17 protein-coding genes are annotated in these 17633 nt (G+C 64.3%); 9 read left to right on the top strand and 8 right to left on the bottom strand.

What is annotated here, in order from left to right; translation table 11 throughout:
- Positions 1-57: 57 nt before the first annotated feature.
- Positions 58-927 (top strand): hypothetical protein, encoded by an 870-nt coding sequence (locus tag F562_RS0103810; protein WP_018155605.1) that lies wholly within the window; start codon positions 58-60, stop codon positions 925-927.
- A gap of 10 nt (positions 928-937) precedes the next feature.
- Here F562_RS0103810 and F562_RS0103805 read toward each other — a convergent pair whose 3' ends face one another.
- From F562_RS0103805 to F562_RS0103775, 7 genes are all read right to left on the bottom strand, one after another.
- On the bottom strand, positions 938-1861 hold the full coding sequence (locus F562_RS0103805) for a S66 peptidase family protein (RefSeq protein WP_018155604.1): 924 nt from the start codon (positions 1859-1861) through the stop codon (positions 938-940).
- A 38-nt stretch (positions 1862-1899) separates the two neighbouring features.
- The gene (locus F562_RS0103800) at positions 1900-3231 is read right to left on the bottom strand and encodes a M50 family metallopeptidase (RefSeq protein ID WP_018155603.1); all 1332 of its coding nucleotides are present in this window, start codon (positions 3229-3231) and stop codon (positions 1900-1902) included.
- Between the two features lie 16 nt (positions 3232-3247).
- Entirely contained in the window at positions 3248-4435 is a 1188-nt protein-coding gene (gene dxr / locus F562_RS0103795; protein ID WP_018155602.1) for a 1-deoxy-D-xylulose-5-phosphate reductoisomerase, read from the bottom strand.
- 26 nt (positions 4436-4461) lie between these two features.
- Positions 4462-5232, bottom strand: coding sequence for a hypothetical protein (locus F562_RS0103790; protein ID WP_156822505.1), 771 nt, complete (start codon positions 5230-5232; stop codon positions 4462-4464).
- Positions 5229-6491 carry a hypothetical protein gene (locus tag F562_RS0103785; RefSeq protein WP_018155600.1) on the bottom strand — a complete coding sequence of 421 codons (1263 nt, stop codon included), beginning with the start codon at positions 6489-6491 and terminating at the stop codon, positions 5229-5231. The genes F562_RS0103790 and F562_RS0103785 overlap by 4 nt, the downstream gene beginning before the upstream one ends.
- The gene (locus F562_RS0103780; protein WP_018155599.1) at positions 6488-6784 is read right to left on the bottom strand and encodes a WXG100 family type VII secretion target; all 297 of its coding nucleotides are present in this window, start codon (positions 6782-6784) and stop codon (positions 6488-6490) included. Before F562_RS0103780 ends, F562_RS0103785 begins: the two co-directional genes overlap by 4 nt.
- A gap of 80 nt (positions 6785-6864) precedes the next feature.
- The gene (locus F562_RS0103775) at positions 6865-8010 is read right to left on the bottom strand and encodes a hypothetical protein (protein WP_018155598.1); all 1146 of its coding nucleotides are present in this window, start codon (positions 8008-8010) and stop codon (positions 6865-6867) included.
- Positions 8011-8301: 291 nt separating this feature from the next.
- On the opposite strand from F562_RS0103775, the gene F562_RS0103770 reads away from it, so the two are divergent.
- From F562_RS0103770 to F562_RS0103760, 3 genes are read left to right on the top strand one after another with little or no spacing between them, the layout of a single operon-like run.
- Positions 8302-9309: a hypothetical protein gene (locus tag F562_RS0103770; protein WP_018155597.1), complete on the top strand. Its 1008-nt coding sequence runs from the start codon at positions 8302-8304 to the stop codon at positions 9307-9309.
- Positions 9310-9369: 60 nt separating this feature from the next.
- Complete coding sequence (locus tag F562_RS0103765; protein WP_018155596.1) at positions 9370-10386, top strand: MauE/DoxX family redox-associated membrane protein; 1017 nt, start codon at positions 9370-9372, stop codon at positions 10384-10386.
- Positions 10383-11294, top strand: a complete 912-nt coding sequence (locus tag F562_RS0103760) for a helix-turn-helix domain-containing protein (RefSeq protein WP_018155595.1) — start codon at positions 10383-10385, stop codon at positions 11292-11294. Before F562_RS0103765 ends, F562_RS0103760 begins: the two co-directional genes overlap by 4 nt.
- Before the next feature lie 7 nt (positions 11295-11301).
- On the opposite strand, the gene F562_RS0103755 is transcribed toward F562_RS0103760, so the two are convergent.
- A complete protein-coding gene (locus F562_RS0103755) occupies positions 11302-12675 on the bottom strand; it encodes an L-serine ammonia-lyase (RefSeq protein ID WP_018155594.1) in 1374 nt (457 codons plus the stop codon).
- A gap of 147 nt (positions 12676-12822) precedes the next feature.
- On the opposite strand from F562_RS0103755, the gene F562_RS0103750 reads away from it, so the two are divergent.
- The 5 genes from F562_RS0103750 to F562_RS0103730 all read left to right on the top strand — a co-directional run bounded on the left by F562_RS0103750 (position 12823) and on the right by F562_RS0103730 (position 17632).
- Positions 12823-13302, top strand: coding sequence for an Lrp/AsnC family transcriptional regulator (locus F562_RS0103750; RefSeq protein WP_018155593.1), 480 nt, complete (start codon positions 12823-12825; stop codon positions 13300-13302).
- Positions 13299-14708, top strand: a complete 1410-nt coding sequence (locus F562_RS0103745) for an aspartate aminotransferase family protein (protein ID WP_018155592.1) — start codon at positions 13299-13301, stop codon at positions 14706-14708. Before F562_RS0103750 ends, F562_RS0103745 begins: the two co-directional genes overlap by 4 nt.
- Before the next feature lie 140 nt (positions 14709-14848).
- Positions 14849-16063: a sensor histidine kinase gene (locus F562_RS17970; protein WP_018155591.1), complete on the top strand. Its 1215-nt coding sequence runs from the start codon at positions 14849-14851 to the stop codon at positions 16061-16063.
- Positions 16060-16737 (top strand): response regulator, encoded by a 678-nt coding sequence (locus F562_RS0103735; RefSeq protein ID WP_018155590.1) that lies wholly within the window; start codon positions 16060-16062, stop codon positions 16735-16737. The genes F562_RS17970 and F562_RS0103735 overlap by 4 nt, the downstream gene beginning before the upstream one ends.
- A 133-nt stretch (positions 16738-16870) precedes the next feature.
- Positions 16871-17632 carry an ABC transporter ATP-binding protein gene (locus F562_RS0103730; protein WP_018155589.1) on the top strand — a complete coding sequence of 254 codons (762 nt, stop codon included), beginning with the start codon at positions 16871-16873 and terminating at the stop codon, positions 17630-17632.
- Position 17633 lies beyond the last annotated feature (1 nt).

The following is a 17633-nucleotide window of genomic DNA, read 5'->3' as shown; positions in this document are numbered from 1 at the left end:
GAGTATTGCGCACCGTGGGTTTTGCGATGCACCCTGCCACCCGTCACCCTGGACTACGTGCCCGCGCCCGAACCGCCTCCACTGAACGACCTGGAACACCTCCTGGCCGGTGCGCTCACCACCCCTCACGACCCCGCTTTGATGCATCGCTTCAACCGACTGCTGCTCGACGCACAGGTTGGTGTGGCGGGACGGCTCCACGAAACCCACGAATTCACACCACTTCTGGTCGGCAGCACCGAGCAGCATCACGTGGTCGCCTTTACCCACCCGGCCCGGTTCGACCGTTTCCGATCCGCGGTGCAGGTTGATTCCACCGTCCAAACTCAACCGCTGACCGGTCGGGACACCTTCGAGCGCCTGGTGGCCAGCGCAATCCCGCTTCTGATCAATCCCCAGTGCCACCACAGCGTGGAGATCAAAGTCGGGCAGATGTCGGCTCTCCTGCACGGTATGGGCCCAGGCGACGCGTCCGCACCGACGGCGGCGCAACAGATCACCGAGCCGACCAACTTCGCGCCACCGACTCCGCTATCCACCCCGGCTGCCGCCGCGATGAACCCGCAGCAGTCGTCGTTCGCACCACCACCCCAGGCGCCGGCTCACGTGCCGACGCAGGCACCCGCTGGTCCATTCGTACTCGGCCCACCGCAGTACGTCCCTGTTGGCCTGTACGAACGTCTCACCCACTACTTCAACTGGCTCGGCGCCATCGACGAGGCCGCTTTGTTGTGGTGCCGCTGGCCCAACGGTGGGGAGGGCTTCGTCTTGAAGATTCGCACCCAGATGGCCCCTCCGCAGGTCCTCGCCAACATCAATCAGCCCATTGGCGACCTCCAGGGGCAGTACCTCGACATCCAGGTCGACGGCTGGCACGTCCCGCCATGGCAGGACGGCGTAGCCCCGTTTTACGCGCGGCGCCGCTAGTCCCGCTGATTCACACGAACGCCAGTTCACGCTGCGAGGTATCCAGCCGTGCCGTTAGTCCGATCGGGAGTGCCTGCAGTGCCACTCCGTGGCCGATGTCGGCACCGGTCAGCACGGGGACGCCAAGATCACCGAACCGATCGACGAGCAACTTCTGCACGAGAGCCGGGTCGCCACACTCCTCGAAACTCCCCGTCAGGATCCCCCGCACGCCGTCGAGATAGCCCGAGCGACGCAAGTGAGTGAAGACCCGATCAAGGCGGAATAGCTCTTCATCGACATCTTCGAGGAACAGGATGGCGCCCCGAGCGGACAGCCCGGTGTCCGTCGCCAGCGAACTGGCGATCAACGTGGCGCAACCGCCCACGACCACACCTTCGGCCACGCCGTCAACGACCGGAACCGCGTCAGCAAAGTGCAGAACGCCTACCGACTCGGGCTTGAAGAGCTGAGCCCACAGTGAGCCCACGGCGCGTGGCATGGAGAAGTACGTCGTCGCGGGCATAGCCGCGTGCAGCGACGCCCACCCAAGATGACGCAGCGCACCTTCCTGGATCGCCGTGACGTCGGAGAACCCGACAACATGTCGGGGTGTCGGCTGGCGGGCCGCGAGGTCCGCCCAGTCGAGGTGTTCCAAGGTGCGCTGCGCGCCATATCCGCCCTTGGCCAGAAACACCGCCTCGTAGGACGGGTCGGTCAGTGCCGTCGTGAGGTCTTCGGCGCGCGCGGCATCCGTGCCCGCGAGATACTCAAACGGCTCGGCCGGTGCCGAACAGGAGGACAGGACGTCAACCTCAAGGCCCCAATCCTGAAGCACTTCAAGGCCGTACGCCAGCCGCTCAGCCAGCGGCGGACCACTCGCGGCCACCATCGCGACTCGCGAGCCGGCCCTGAGCGGAGCGGGTTTCAAGCCTGCAGCGGGCGCGACAAACATCGATAACTCCGTGAGATCGGCGGGCAGCTCTCGCAGGTCTAGTTGAGCGAGATCGGGTTGACGATATCCGCATAGATCAACAGCACCGACATCACCACCAGGACGATGGAGACGCCATACGCCACTGGCAGCGCCTTGGTCACGTCGGCATAGACCGGACCCTCGATGCCTCGCGCCCTCGCAATGGTCCGCTTGACGCCCTCCCACAGCGCCCCCGCGATATGTCCTCCATCGAGCGGGAGCAACGGAATCATGTTGAACACAAACAGGGCCAGGTTGAGCGACGCGAGAATCATGAGGAGCACAACGGCCACGCTCTTGGCCGAATCGGCTTCGTCGGTCACCTCACCAGCAACGCGCCCCACGCCGACGACCGATATCGGTCCGTTGGCGTCCCGCTGCCCATCGGAGAACGCGGCGTGGGCCACCCCCACCATTTTCTGCGGGATCTTCAGGAAGACCGACGCGGTCTGTTTGAGACCGTCCGCCACGATCGCGGGGCCTTCGGTCAGCGGTCGACGCTCGGTGACGAAAGTGCCGCCGATTGAGGTTCCGATCAGCCCGACGTTCTCCATGACCGGCTCCCCGGACATCGTGAGCACCTGCTGGCCGTTGTCGTCCTGCTTAGGCATCTCGCGGGTCACCGGGGTCACCGACAAGGTGACCTCCTTGCCGTCACGCTCGACCACGACGGGGATTGCCTGCTCGGCGCGATCCCTGATGATCTCGGTGACTCCCTGCGACGTCGTCACGGGCTCGCCTGCAACAGAAACGAATTCATCGCCCGGCTTCAGGCCAGCCTTCCACGCTGGTGAGCGGTTGTCGGCGGTGCATTTGGGAGCTTTCTCGCCGGCTGCCACGGTGACCGGGAGGCATTCATTGACGCCAGCGACGTTGGCGCTCTTCTGCTCCGGCAGTCCGACACCGCAGGCGATCACGACCAGGAGCACTGCGGCAATCACCAGGTTGACGGTCGGCCCGCCCATCATGATGACGACCTTCTTCCAGACCGGCAGTTTGTAGAAAACCCGGTCGCCGTCGTCCTCCCCGATCTCGTCGAAGGAGTCTTCGCGCGCCCGGTCGGCCATTTGGGAGACCCGCCCGGTGGAGGCCGTACGGAGTTGGCCGGGCTTGTCCTGCGGCCGAGGCGGGAGCATCCCGATCATCCGGATATATCCACCCAAGGGAACGGCCTTGATGCCGTACTCGGTTTCACCCCGGCGGCGCGCCCACACAGTCGGACCAAAACCGACCATGTACTGGGTCACCCGGACGCCGAACTTTTTCGCCGGTATGAGGTGGCCCAACTCGTGAAGCGCGATCGACAGGGCTACCCCAAGCGCCATGAGCAGGACCCCAAGCAGATACATCACGTCTCTGAGGATCTCACGCCTGGCTGAGCAAGCGCTGGGCCTCATCGCGCGCCCACTGCTCGGCGAGGAGGACCTGTTCGACGGTGAGCTCTCCGCCTTCGACGGAGTGCTGCTCGACGACGCGTGCGACGGTCCTGATGATGTCCGGGAAACCGAGGCGACCGTCATGGAAGGCTTCGACACATTCTTCGTTCGCCGCGTTGTAGACCGCTGGGAAGGTCGCCCCCGCTACGCCGACCTGACGCGCCAGGCGTACCGCGGGAAAGGCACGGTCGTCCAGCGGTTCGAACCTCCAGTCGGCGGCCTGACTCCAGTCAATCGGCGTCTCCGCCTCGGGCACCCGATCTGGCCACCCCATGCCCAAGGCGATCGGCACCAGCATGGTCGGCAACCCGAGTTGCGCGACTACGGCACCGTCGACGAACTCCACCATGGAGTGAATGAGTTGCTGGGGGTGGACCACGACCTCGATGTTGTCGTAGGACACATCGAAGAGGAGGTGTGCCTCAATCACTTCGAGACCCTTGTTGACCAAGGTCGCAGAGTTCGTCGTGATGACCTTGCCCATCGCAAAGTTGGGGTGCGCGAGCGCCTGCTGCGGCGTGACCTCGGTGAGCTCGTCCAGACTACGTCCGCGGAACGGTCCCCCGCTGGCCGTGAGGACGAGCCGGCGAACCTCGTCCCGGCTTCCGGTGCGCAGGCACTGCGCGATGGCGCTGTGCTCGGAGTCCACGGGGACGACCTGGCCGGGCCGCGCCAGGTGCTTGACGATCGGGCCTCCGACGATCAGCGATTCCTTGTTGGCCAGTGCCAAGGTGGAACCTGCCTGCAAGGCCGCGATAGTGGGACGCAGGCCAATGGACCCGGTGATCCCGTTCAGGACGACATCAGCGCCGCTCGCGGCCACGGCGCGCGCCGCGTCCTCGCCCACGACAATCTCCGGACGGTATGCCCCGCCCCCCGCCTCACGAGCCAGAGTCGTGATCCGCTCGGTGAGCTCGGTCACCTCACCGCGGGCGACACCGACGAGTTCGGCTCTGGTCTCGAGCGCTTGCTGGGCTACGAGGTCAAGATTGCGACCACCGGCAGCCAGCGCTGTCACCCGAAACCGGTCTGGGTGAGCGGCGACAAGCTGAAGAGCTTGGGTCCCGATTGACCCGGTCGAGCCGAGCAGGGCAATGGTGCGAGGCGTAACAGTCACCGGATCATGATGTCAGGGTGCTGATGTCAGGGTGCGGGCGTCAGGGTCACGCTGTCCGAGTCATGCCTGTCAGGATCAAGCAGCCGTACGACCTCCTGCCCCAGGCGAGTTCGGCTGATGGGCACCATGGTGATCGGACCTCGCGCGCCATCGATCGCCACCGTCGCGTAGGTCCCGCGGTCGCCGACCACCACCGAGCACAGCACTGGGTCAGGAGTCGCTGGCGCCCGCCAGACCGTGGCGTCGATCTGTATGAGCGCACGTCCGACGAGATCGATGGTCGCGGTGCTCTGACCAGCTGCCACCGCACTGAGGTCCACGGTGACAGGCTCACCGGCGCCGTCTTGCCCGTCGAGCTGCTCCGGAATCCGGGCCTGCAGTGCCCCTACAAGTTCGTGCAGGTGAAGAGCCCAGTAGTCGTGCATCCCCTCGACGTCGACGTCTTCCAGAAGCACGAAGTCATCATCGACAAAGGCGTAATGGTCATGGACCAGGCCCACCTCGCCACCCGGCTCGGGGCGCAGAATCTGCATCATGAGTACGCAACTCGCTCCGGACCGAAAATCAAATAGGTCGCACTGATGCTGAGGAAGATCGACCGTCCCTGCATCAATGTCGAGTCCACCTTCCCGAGCCTGAAGCATCCGGAGCCCGCCTGCTAAGGCCCGGTCTTGCTGCCGACGATTCATGGCGTTGTATTGGGGCAAATTAACCAGCCCATGTTCAGCGTCTAGAAGGACTAACTCCTCATCACTGAATCTGCCGAGAAAGGTGGGCTCAGGTGCAGGTTGATTCATCGGTTCCCCCTACGCGTGTGTTCAGTGTTGATTTTTCTGGGCTTGGACTCGCTTGATATCGCGATGGTCCCGCTCCGGGAGTTGTGCAATGCACGAAGCCGGCGGATCCGTTCCGGGCTCCGCTGGACGGGCCTACCGCTCCCCCCTTGGGCGCGGTCCCAGAGCCACATGGACGCCTTGATCGAGAGCCCCGTCACGACGAGCACCGCTCCCAGGGGTGCGCCTGCGGTCGTCATCATCAGGCCCGTGCCACCCGCGACCAGCACTCCAGATGTTCGCGTGGCGACGCCTTGAGCGCCGTCCTTACCACCGCCAGTGACGGCATCCTTGCCCCCGCCGTAGACGGTCGTCACCACGCCGACCGGTCCGAGCACTCGGCGTACGGCTGGGTTGTTGGCGACCTTGAGCACGCGTGATCTTTCGGCGCGCCGCTTCACGGGCTCCTTTTCGAGGAGCTTCCTGGCCATTTTTGAATTGGAGGCCTTGTGCACCTGGTCGAGTTGCTTGGCGCCTGCGGGCAAGCTGGTGAGCGCCCGGCGGGCGGCCACGAGTTCTTTGCGAGCCGCCTCGATCTTGGCGGGATCGCGGGATCGGGATGCTGCCCGCAACGCACGCGCTGCGGTCGCGACTCTGCGAACCGTCGCGGGTGCTTTGCGTATCGTCTTGACGTTCTTGTAAGTCTCATGGCCGGTCTGGGCCGTGTAGTACCAGGCCACCATCGTCGCCGGTACGAGGTCGAGCAGATCGTCGCCGAATTTCTTGCGAACTCGCCCGAGCTCGCCGTCGAGCCGTTCCAGGATGCGGGTCTGCGCCGTGATCCGTCGGCGCAGGTCTAGGATGTCTTCCTCGGCTCCGAGATCGCGGCCCGGTCCCACCACCTCCGCGGATCGTTGACGCAGCGCCGCATCCAACTCGCGCGTGAGTCGAGTACGCTCGCGGACCGCAGCCGCGCCCTCCCGCTGGATTCGCCTGAGTTGAGTCGCGAAACTCTGGGAGACAGTTCCGGCACGCTGCGCCTTCGTCGACGCGGCGGCGGTTCCTCTGACGTGCTGACCGTTGCAGGTCGCGTAGGCGACGGAGGCACTTCCGAGCCAGTTCTGAACCGCCTGCGAGCCGTGCAATGCGCTCGCCCGGGACTGGCGCTGCAGCCGGTGGCCTACTTGGGTGAGTTCCTGACCCGACAGGTGAATATCAGCCGGATCACCCCCGAAATCCTGGAGGACCACTCCCCCGCCAGGAACGATCTCGCCGAGTTTCATGGGGACGTCCCGAACCGTTGACCTTGCGCTCTTTCGGTTGCCTCGTACTGGGCACCTACCGCACCCAGCCCCCGTGCGAGCCCTCGTGCTTCGCGCACCATGCCTTCGGCCGCAGGCTGCCAACGGCGAGCTGCGCTCAAGGCTGCGGCCGCGACCACGGGGCTGCCCGACGCCTCACCCACCGCGCGTAGCAGTCGCCCCAAGTCCGTGGGCACGCTCTCGAGGTCACCAACGGCACCGACCGCTCGGCCTGAGATATCTTGCAATTCAGACGGATTCACCGAATAGGACATGGGTCACTCCTTTCACCAGGAATGCCCACGGTAGAGAAATTCCTGACTCCGCCTCGGGAGTTATCCACAGGGGCCCGAGGTCAGTCCAGGCGGACCATCACGTTCTGTTCGACAAGTTGCCGGACCGCATCGTCGACCAGTTCACCGGGGTCGACACCATCCGGCACGCCCAACCGCTCGACCAAAGCGGCCGTGAGGTCTTCGGCGCTGATCCAGGAACGACTGAGGTCCCACACGTGCGGTGCAATGCCCGTGACTGCCAAGGGTTGACGGTCCACCCGCAACATCGCCATGGTCGTCCCATCACTGACGCCATCGCGCAACGGAACTCTTCTCATCGCCCCACGCCGGGGCGGAGTGCTCTCATCGACAGCACAATCGATGGGCAAGACCAACGGGGCCTCAATCTGCGTGGACAGCACGTCCTCGATGAGGCCAGGAAGATCTCGCTCGTCGTGGAACTGCACACGCACCGAGGCGCTCACGCGATCGAGCATGGTCACCAACTCCTGGAGGGGATGCTGCAGCGCAGGGAAGATCGGCATCGCCGGGGCCAGCCGTACGGCCGCCTCGGGTAGAGAAAGCGGCTCCCACGATGCGGGCCCGGGCTCAGGCAGCCAGTCCAGGAACACGACCAGTCGACCCAGAGCCGACGTTCCGGGCCGGAAACCCGCCTCGGCAAGAGGGACCTCTACACGTGAGCTCAGTCGGCCGTGAGTGAATCGCGTGAATGGCTTCGCGGCACCGCCGATGATCCCGGTGGACAACTCGAGTGCGAGGGCGGTGTCGGACAGGTATTCATGACGTGCGCACAGTGCGTCCATCACCCGGCTTCGACGGTGCCCTCCCAGGTTGGCCAGGTCGCCGTACAGGACACCCTCGCCACCAGATGTCACGGTGCCGCCGGCATAGATTCCGACCTTCACCGGCCGGACCGGACCATCCGCATCTGGCGGAATCAAGGTGGCCAGCGCGGTCCCCACGATCACGTCGGACAACTGAGCCGCCGCGCCGTCGGGCGATAGCGCTCGGACAAACCAGGTGTACTCCTCGGGCACGACGGCCCGGTGGCCGATGGCGACGAACACTTGTTCCGCTGGCTGCCGGTCGGTCACGCAGTGCTGCCACCCGCGGTAAAGCTCCTCAGCCAACTCGTCGCTGATCGATGCGCGATCGAGGACGACCTCAACAGCGGTCCCGAGAACCCCTACCGTGAACCTCATCATCGCGCTACGGTAACGCGTACACCAAATGCAGTTTTTCTATAGTTTAAAGAATGTGAACGCTGTGCAATATAGTGAACACATAGGCGTTACGTAAACGTCAATCTGCAACGTAAGCATTGTTGCTTCTGCCGGTGCTTTCATTATTATTTCCCGCTTCGCCACGATTTGCGACAACTTGCGTCAGACATAGCGACTCTGCCGTAGCCCCTCCGTCAATATGTGATTCTCTCCATATGTCGGCTCGTCTGGGCGGATCTTGGGGCGATCACCACGCATTGAGGGGAACACGAAATGACCGTCACGCACCATTTCACATCTGATGAATCGCGCCGCCCAGTAGCGCGCCGCGCCATCGTGCAAGGTGCCGCTTGGAGCGTCCCGGTCATCGCCCTGGCCACCGCGGCCCCGGCGCACGCGGCGAGCACCGCCAACCTGGCGGTCACGGCCACCAACTGCTCGTTGGTGAATGTTGCCGTGCTCAGCGCTAACCAGCCGGGCTTCACCTACACCGCCACAGAGGGCACAGTTCCCGCTGGCACCGAGATCACGATCAGTACCGGTGGTACCGCGGCCGTCAATGTGGGCAATTTCGTCTTCCCCGGCGCCACCCTCAGCGTTGCCAGCATCGGCGGCACCACCGCTACATTCCGGACCTCACGCGCCCTGAACGGCGGTGAATCCTTCACGATCGGCCTGACCGGCTTGAGCGTCAATGGCATCGGCACCTACACCACCAGGATCGTCACTCCGGACACAATTCAGACCGATGACATCGCCATCATGTCGGCAGGCGGCGTGGGAGTCGGAACAGCCGTTGGCGCCTTCGTCTGCTTCGATCCGCAGGCGGGCACCGTCGCTCCGGTGCCCGACTTGGCGATGGATGTACAGATCGACTTCGGTTGGTGCCAAACCGTCGGCCTGAGCCTGACGAACCGTCCGTCCTTTCAAATTCGGGTCACCGGAGGCACCATCCCCGCCGGCACTCAATTCCTGCTCTACTCCACCTCAGCCTTGAGCGTGGGCACTGGAAGTTGGACCGCCGGCGGGAGCAATCTCGGCTTGAGCCTTCTCGGATCTGGAGGCCAAGCCGCTCAATTCACCACGCCTCGAGCCATCAGTCCCACGACACCACTCACCATTCAACGTGAAGGCGCACTCGATATCGGCGTCAACAGCACGTACTATCTGGCCTACTTGGGGAATGACACGGCCCCCGCGAACAATGCTCGGGGGATGACCGTCACTGGTGTCCGGTTGGGGCTCGTCACCGTGGCAAGTTGTCAGCGCATTACTGGATAGGTTGAAGCACAGCACCATCAGGAGAAGTCACGTGACCACCACCTCGGACCGGCCAAGACCATGAACTCCGGAGTCGCGGTTCTGGCTGAGGTGGCCACCGCGACAGCGCTCGGCCTCAGCGGCGTCGCGCAGCTCGCCAGCCCCGCAGCACATCACGCCGCACTACGCTCGCTACGGCTGCACCGCACCCTCAGCACCGCTTTGGCGGCCCGGCTCTGGGCTGTCGCTGAGGTTGCTGTCGCGCTGACCGTGCTCGCCTCCCCCGCGCCATGGTCGGGAATCGCAGCCATCGCTGCCGTGGGCATGTTCCTGGTGTTCATCGTGGTGCTGGGTCGCGCGCTGCGCTTCGAGGAACCCGCGCACTGTGCCTGCTTCGGCCGGTTCGACGATCAGCCTGTGGGTCCGGCAACGCTCACGCGTGCGTTCGGACTGCTCGCCTTGAGCGTGATCGGGCTCTCGGGGTCTCAGAACGGGTCGGTCATACAGCGTGCGAGCAACCTGACCTCCCCCGATGCGGGGCTCCTCCAATTGGGCTTGCTGCTGGCCGGCGCCATCGTGGTGCTCGAGGTGATGGCACGCCAGCGCCACCGCACGCCGATCGCCGCCGCGCCACCGTCTGAGCCAACGTCGGACGTACTCCCCGAGGCCTATCTGCTCGATCTCTTTGGTGCGCGACACGACGTACGCACCCTGGTCCATGAGGACCGCGCGGTCCTGATTTTCTTGAGCACTACCTGTTCAGCATGTCTAGCAGTCGCTCACGAGGTGCCGACGTGGCGAGAAGATCTGCGCTCGCACGGTGTTGACCTTCGCGTCGTGATCGCAGATGCACCCGGCGCGGCTCTTGGACACTTTCCTCAACTGGGCGCCTACTTGCACCAGGACGAGGGCGAGGCTCTGGCTGACCACCTTGGTCTGGACATTCTCCCCGCGGCGGTCTATGTCGGCCGGGACGGAAAACCGGAAGTCTCCGATGGCCCCGCCGAAGGCACGCACGCCATAGCCACCTTGGTCAAGAACGCGCTGACTCACGCCCAGCGTGCCCCGCACTCACTCGACGTCGACGGTCATCGATGAACTCGTTGCACAACGCCGAGTCCGGCACGCCACAGGTTTCTGCCTTTCCGTCCGAGCGGCCAGCCCGACCCCGCAAGCGGTTCCCGGTGTCCCGAGGGTCGGAGTCGCACCCCATCACCGGCATCTCTCTTGACGACTTCGACCTCTTCCACGTGGGGTTGCATCCCAGCGCTACCCGAACGCGGCCCGCGACACCAGCACACGTCATGTTGGGACGAGCATCGAGCCCAGTCGTTATCCATCCTGATCAGGGGCCCATCGTCACTGTCGGCACGGGTCAACTGTTTGTCACGCAAAGCACCTGCGGTTTCGTCACGGCCTGCCAAAAGGAAACCCGTGTCACCGGCATCGTGTTTCCAGCGTCCAGGCTCAGCCAGATGGGCGTGCGCCGACCAACCCAAGAAGCTCTAGTTCTCCCACCATCCACGCTGGCCGAACCGATGTGGCGATTCATCGATTCGCTGTTGGAGCAGCCGCTCCCCTGGCACCCGTTCACCGCCGGGTATGCGCTGCACGTTGTCACCCACCTGGTCTCCTCGGTCCTGTTGGAGGCCAATGCCGTTCCACACCTCCCACCGTTGGACCGCTCTCTGGTCGACCGGGCGCGCCAGCACATGGTGGCTTACGCCCACGATCCGAGGCTTACGCCCCAGAAGGTGGCGGACAGCCTTCAGGTGCCGTTGCGGCGCCTTCAACGCCGATTCAACGACGTCGATTCCAGCGTGGGTCTCGAACTGCGCCAAGCACGTTCGCGCATCGCGATTTCTTTGATCCAGTCACTGGAGGGTGCCGACCTCGACATGGACGCGGTGGCGCGTCGTAGCGGATATCTCAACGCGATCGCCATGCGGCGATCTTTTGCTCAACTCGGTTTGGACCAGCCGCGAAGTTACCGACGCCGCCGGTGATCTGAGTTCAGCATTCGATGACGTTGACCGCGAGACCGCCACGGGCTGTCTCCTTGTACTTCACGGACATATCCCGACCGGTGTCGCGCATCGTCTTGATGGCTTTGTCGAGCGAGACGGTATGAACACCGCTGCCGCCATAGGCCAGTCGGGCGGCGTTGATCGCCTTCACTGAAGCGATCGCATTGCGCTCGATGCACGGGATCTGGACCAAACCGCCCACCGGATCACAGGTCAGGCCCAGGTTGTGTTCGATGCCGATCTCGGCCGCATTCTCGACCTGAGCCGGAGACCCGCCCATCACCTCGCACAGCGCACCGGATGCCATCGCGCACGCTGACCCCACCTCGCCTTGGCACCCGACCTCTGCGCCCGAGATCGAGGCATTCTCCTTGAACAGGATGCCGATGGCGGCCGCGGTCAGCAGGAATTTCACGATGCCCGCCTCGTCCGCGCCGCGTACGAAGTGGACGTAGTAGTGCAGTACCGCAGGAATGATCCCCGCGGCACCGTTGGTCGGGGCGGTCACGACACGTCCACCGGAAGCGTTCTCCTCGTTGACCGCGAGGGCATACAGATTGACCCAGTCCATGACGCTCAGCGGATCCTCGCCGCGCGATCCCTGGGTGAGTTCCCGATGCAATTGCGGCGCCCGCCGAGGCACCTTCAGGCCCCCAGGCAGGGTGCCCTCGTGGCGGTAACCATTGTTGACGCACTCGACCATGACCGCCCAAATTTCAAGGAGTCCATCGCGAATTTCCTTGTCAGAGCGCCATACTCGTTCATTGCGAAGCATGACTTCGCTGACCGTCAGTTGCTCTCGCTCGCAAATCTCTAGCAGCTGTGCGCCGGTGGTGAAGTACAGCGGCAACTCGGTGTCGTCCTGCACTACGCGGTCGGCTCCCGTGGCGGTCTCGTCCACCACGAATCCGCCACCGACCGAGAAGTACGTCCGCTGACGAATCAGTTCGCCTGCGCCGTTGAAGGCGTGAAAGGTCATCCCGTTGGGATGGGTCGGCAACGACTTGCGCCGATGCATGATGAGGTCCTTGTCGGGAGTGAATCCGATCTTGTGCGTACCGGCCAACCAAACCTTCCGGTCACCCTTGATGGCGGCCACGCGGTCATCGGCGGTGTTCGTGTCCACTGACTCCGGGGCCTCGCCCTCCATCCCGAGCAGAACGGCTTTATCCGACCCATGCCCGTGACCTGTCGCGCCGAGCGAGCCGAAAAGCTCGGCCTTGACGCGCCCGACTCGCGCCAACTCGCCATCCTCGCGAAGGCCCTCGACGAAAGTTCGTGCCGCGCGCATCGGACCGACCGTGTGTGAGGACGAGGGTCCAATGCCGATCGAGTACAAATCAAAAACGCTGAGAGCCATGCAGGTCTCCATTCCGCGCACCGCACGTGGCTCGGGCAGATCCGGGCCGGGACAACATTGTCGAGATCAGCATAAGTCCCCACGCAAGCCTGCGGATTCCGTCGCTAAATGCTTGCTTAGGCGGTCAAACCGTGGCAAACTGGCGCCGTGGTCGACGATATCCGCACCTCGCAAAACAGTGTTGTCCTTGACGACACCGCAAAAGCGATCATTCGGGCTCTTCAACACGATGGTCGGACGCCGTACTCGACGATCGCCCGCGAAGTCGGCTTGTCCGAGGCAGCGGTCAGGCAGCGCGTGCAGCGCCTCCTGGACTCCGACCTCCTGCAGATCGTTGCCGTCACCGATCCGCTCCAACTTGGCTTTCGTCGCCAAGCCATCGTCGGGGTGGTGACCACCGGCGACAGCCAGAAGGTCGCGGAGACTCTGGAAGACTTCGAGGAGGTCGATTATCTCGTCACGACAACGGGTCGGTTCGACCTCCTTGTCGAGATCGTCTGTACCGACGACGATCACCTGTTAACCCTTTTGCACCAACGCATTCGGGCTATCAAAGGCGTCACTCACACGGAGACGTTCAACATCATGAAACTCAACAAGCAGCGCTACGACTGGGGAACTCGATGAGCACCACGGACACCACACCCAAGGGCACGCCACGACAGGATGCGGCGCGCGATCACCTCTGGGGACACTTCACCCGCCATTCGGTCTACGAACCGGAGAGCGAAGGCGGCGCGGGCGGACGCCTCCCCGTCATCGTCAAAGGCGAGGGTGCCTACATCTGGGATGACCAGGGCAAGAAGTACTTCGACGCCCTGTCTGGACTGTTTGTTGTTCAGGCTGGACACGGCCGCGAGGAAATCGCTGAGGCCGCGGCCAAGCAGGCCCGCGAATTGGCCTACTTCCCGCTGTGGTCCTACGGGCACCAGCCGGCCATCGACCTGGCAGAGCGCCTCGCTGCCTACGCCCCAGGCGACCTCAATCGGGTCTTCTTCACCACCGGTGGCGGAGAGGCAGTCGAATCCGCATGGAAGCTCGCAAAGCAGTACTTCAAACTCGTCGGCAAGCCCGGCAAGCACAAGGTCATCAGCCGCGCGATCGCCTACCACGGCACCCCCCAAGGTGCCCTATCGATCACGGGCCTGCCGCCCCTGAAGGAAATGTTCGAGCCGCTGGTTCCGGGCGCCCACAAGGTCCCCAACACCAACATTTACCGTGCGGCCGAAGACCTCCGTGACGACCCGAAGAAGTTCGGCCGCTGGGCTGCCGATCGCATTGCCGAGGCCATCGAGTTCGAGGGGCCCGACACTGTCGCGGCTGTCTTCCTGGAGCCCGTACAGAACGCAGGCGGTTGCTTCCCGCCGCCTCCCGGCTATTTCGAGCGCGTCCGCGAGATCTGCGATGAGTACGACGTCCTGCTCGTCTCCGACGAGGTCATCTGCGCGTTTGGTCGCATCGGTTCTATGTTTGCCTGCGATGACTTCGGCTATGTCCCAGACATCATCACCTGCGCGAAGGGCATGTCCTCCGGGTATGCCCCCATCGGCGCCATGATCGCCAGCGACCGCCTCTTCGAGCCGTTCCGCAAGGGCACCAACTCCTACGCCCACGGCTACACCTTCGCCGGCCACCCGGTTTCGGCAGCGGTCGCCATGGCCAACCTGGACATCTTTGAACGGGAGGGCCTGAACGCTCGAGTTCACGAGAACGCTCCCGCCTTCCGCAGCACCCTGGAGAAGTTGAAGGACCTCCCGATCGTCGGAGATGTCCGAGGCGAGGGCTACTTCTACGGCATCGAACTGGTGAAAGACAAGGACACTCGCGAGACCTTTAACGAGGACGAGTCCGAGCGCATGCTGCGCGGATTCCTCTCCAAGGCACTCTTTGACGCGGGCATCTACTGCCGTGCCGACGACCGTGGCGACCCCGTCATCCAACTTGCACCGCCACTCATCTGCGGCCAGTCGGAGTTCGATGAGATCGAGCAGATCCTGCGCGGCGTCCTGACCGAGGCCCAGACCCACGTCTAACCCCCGCCCCTAACCTCCCACCCCGTGGGAACTAACTGAGTTAGGTGCCCTTGACCGGGAAATTTCCCAGTCAAGGGCACCTAACTCAGTTAAGGCGGGGCATACTCGCCCAACTGGTGCGCTCGCTTACGCTCGTCTTCGTGAGCGCCGCGCCGATCGACCAGCCGACCCGCCCTTTGCGGATCGACTGGTTGGTGGTGGCTGGATTATTGGTCTTTTCCGTTGCGCCGTACGCCTTGTCTGGGCGGTTCGCCCTGGCCCTCGTCCTCATCCTCCAGGTGGTGCCGTTGGCCTGGCGGCGGGCGCGCCCTGCCGTCGCTTTCCTCGCCGTGGCCTTGGCCACCGTGGCCCAGGTTCCGGTCTTTGACCAACCTGCGGTCCCCAACGTTTCGCTGATGATCGCGTTGGCTTCGTTGATCACCTGGACCACTGGATTCCGTTGGTATGCGGTCGGTTTGGGTGTCTGCGCCGTCGGTGTCGTCGTGGCGTCCGTCGACTGGGCCCTCGGCATGACAGGCGGTGACGTGTCCTTCTCCGCGAGCAACACCGCCACCTATGCCGTCGGGTGCCTCATCTGCATCGCTGCGGCCGTCGCGTTCGGCGAGGCCGGACGTCGGCGCCGACAGTTGATGCTGGAGTTGCACGCAAGAGCGCTGGATGCCGAGCGTGAGCGGGACCAGCATGCCCGACTGGCCGCTCAGACCGAACGCACCCGCATCGCACGCGATATGCACGATGTGGTCGCTCACGCCCTCGCCGTAATCGTCGTCCAATCTGACGGAGCGGCCTACGCCGCACGGCACGCCTCCTCCCCCGATGCCGCGGCTCAGGCGTTGGATGTCATCGGCCAGACAAGTCGCAGCGCGCTCGCGGAGACCCGGCGCCTGGTCGGCGTGCTGCGTGAGGAGGGCGAGGCGCTCGACCTCTCGCCCTCGACCTCGGTGGGCGATATCCCCGAACTCGTGGAGCGCGTACGCACCGCTGGCCTGGAGGTCCACCTCGCCTACCACGACGTCAAGGACATCCCACCTGGACCGGGTGCAGCGGCCTACCGCGTCGTTCAAGAGTCACTCACCAACATCATCAAGCACGCTGGACCCGCAACCGCACGGGTCGAGGTCGCCCGCGATGAGCACACACTGAGTGTGCTCGTCGCCGACTCGGGTCGCGGCTTGCTGCCCGGAGCGAACGCCCGCGGCGGCTATGGGCTCCTTGGCATGAGTGAGCGCGTCAGCGTCCTCGGTGGAACCTTGGCGGCTGGCAACCAACCCGCCGGCGGGTTCATCGTTTCGGCCACCATTCCCCTCCGAGCCACTGATCCGACCATCAAAGACCAGGACCGGCTGCAGCCATGACCAAGCCCATACGTCTCATGCTCGTCGATGATCAAGCCATGGTGCGCGCCGGATTCCGGATGGTCCTGGACGCACAGTCCGACATGGTGGTGGCCGCCGAGGCCACCAACGGGCAAGAGGCCCTTGACCGCTTACGACCTGATCCTGGCGCAATTGACCTGGTGCTCATGGATATTCGGATGCCACGACTTGACGGCGTGGCGGCGACCACCGAGATCATGGGCTTCCCCTCGCCGCCACGCGTGCTGGTGCTGACCACCTTTGATCTGGATGAGTACGTCTACGCGGCACTGCGCGCTGGCGCCGCCGGATTCTTGCTCAAGGATGCCGGGCCTGAGGAGCTGCTCTCGGCCATCCGGGCGGTGCATGGCGGGGATTCCGTCGTCGCTCCCTCAGCAACCAAACGGCTGCTCGAGGCCGTGCTGCCCTCGCTGCCTGGCGCGGCCGACTCGGATCGAGATCGCCTGCAAGCGCTGACTCCTCGCGAGCACGAGGTCCTGATCGCCGTTGGTCGAGGTCTGAGCAACAGCGAGATTTCCGCAGCCTTGTTCCTGGCCGAACCGACCGTCAAGACCCACATCGGCCGGGTTCTTGCCAAGCTCGGCCTGCGCGATCGGGTGCAGATGGTGGTCCTCTGTTACGAGACCGGCCTGGTGATCCCCGGCGACGGCTGACCCCCTGCTCTGGTCAGGTCATACCTGGGTATGACGAGGCCCGCGCCGGCTCGAGACCACAGTCGGACGCGCTAGAAGTACCGAATTCCTAGTGTCGTCAGTGAGATTGATTCACATCGACTGAGGAGACTTCGTGATCCCGGCCCCATCCCTTGCTCCGGCCGCTTCCGGAACCACTGCAGTCCACGCGAGCGGCCTGGTGAAGACGTACGGCACCGGCTCGGCCCAAGTCCGCGCGCTCGACCAGGTCGACATCGCGTTCGCGAAGGGCCGGTTCACCGCGATCATGGGACCGTCTGGTTCCGGCAAGTCCACGTTGATGCACTGTCTGGCCGGGCTGGACGTGCCCACAGCCGGCTCGGTATTTCTCGACGGGACAAACCTAGGCGGGCTGTCGGACAACCAGCTCACGCGGGTACGTCGCGACCAGGTCGGCTTCGTCTTTCAGTCGTTCAACCTGTTGCCGACACTGACCGCCGCTGACAACATCCGGTTGCCGCTGAGGCTCGCTGGACGACGTCCCGATCGGGAGTGGTGGGACCATGTGATCGACATTCTCGGTCTCAGTGACCGACTGGACCATCGCCCGAGTGAGTTATCCGGCGGCCAGCAGCAGCGCGTAGCGGTGGCTCGCGCCCTCATCAGCCGACCGTCCGTCATTTTTGCCGACGAACCCACTGGAGCCCTTGACACGGTGACCGGAGCCAGCCTGCTTGCCGCGCTGCGCGCCTCCGTGCGCGACCTGGGCCAGACCGTCGTCATGGTCACTCACGACCCCTCCGCCGCGTCCTACGCTGACGAGGTCGTGCTCCTGGCCGATGGGCGCGTACGCGGTGTTCTGGCCGACCCGACGCCCGACACGGTCCTCGACGCGCTGCGTGGGCTGGGTGCGTGAC

The organism is Demetria terragena DSM 11295 (genome assembly GCF_000376825.1).
Classification (GTDB): Bacteria; Actinomycetota; Actinomycetes; order Actinomycetales; family Dermatophilaceae; genus Demetria; species Demetria terragena.
This window is presented reverse-complemented; position numbering and strand designations above follow the sequence as displayed.

Excerpts from the sequence above, each read along its gene's own strand:
- F562_RS0103805 (WP_018155604.1), bottom strand. The coding sequence starts at position 1,861 with ATGTTTGTCGCGCCCGCTGCAGGCTTGAAACCCGCTCCGCTCAGGGCC.
- F562_RS0103780 (WP_018155599.1), bottom strand. The coding sequence starts at position 6,784 with ATGTCCTATTCGGTGAATCCGTCTGAATTGCAAGATATCTCAGGCCGA.
- F562_RS0103765 (WP_018155596.1), top strand. The coding sequence starts at position 9,370 with ATGAACTCCGGAGTCGCGGTTCTGGCTGAGGTGGCCACCGCGACAGCG.
- F562_RS0103790 (WP_156822505.1), bottom strand. The coding sequence starts at position 5,232 with ATGAATCAACCTGCACCTGAGCCCACCTTTCTCGGCAGATTCAGTGAT.
- F562_RS0103755 (WP_018155594.1), bottom strand. The coding sequence starts at position 12,675 with ATGGCTCTCAGCGTTTTTGATTTGTACTCGATCGGCATTGGACCCTCG.
- F562_RS0103770 (WP_018155597.1), top strand. The coding sequence starts at position 8,302 with ATGACCGTCACGCACCATTTCACATCTGATGAATCGCGCCGCCCAGTA.
- F562_RS0103775 (WP_018155598.1), bottom strand. The coding sequence starts at position 8,010 with ATGATGAGGTTCACGGTAGGGGTTCTCGGGACCGCTGTTGAGGTCGTC.
- F562_RS0103785 (WP_018155600.1), bottom strand. The coding sequence starts at position 6,491 with ATGAAACTCGGCGAGATCGTTCCTGGCGGGGGAGTGGTCCTCCAGGAT.
- F562_RS0103745 (WP_018155592.1), top strand. The coding sequence starts at position 13,299 with ATGAGCACCACGGACACCACACCCAAGGGCACGCCACGACAGGATGCG.
- F562_RS0103760 (WP_018155595.1), top strand. The coding sequence starts at position 10,383 with ATGAACTCGTTGCACAACGCCGAGTCCGGCACGCCACAGGTTTCTGCC.
- F562_RS0103800 (WP_018155603.1), bottom strand. The coding sequence starts at position 3,231 with ATGTATCTGCTTGGGGTCCTGCTCATGGCGCTTGGGGTAGCCCTGTCG.
- F562_RS0103735 (WP_018155590.1), top strand. The coding sequence starts at position 16,060 with ATGACCAAGCCCATACGTCTCATGCTCGTCGATGATCAAGCCATGGTG.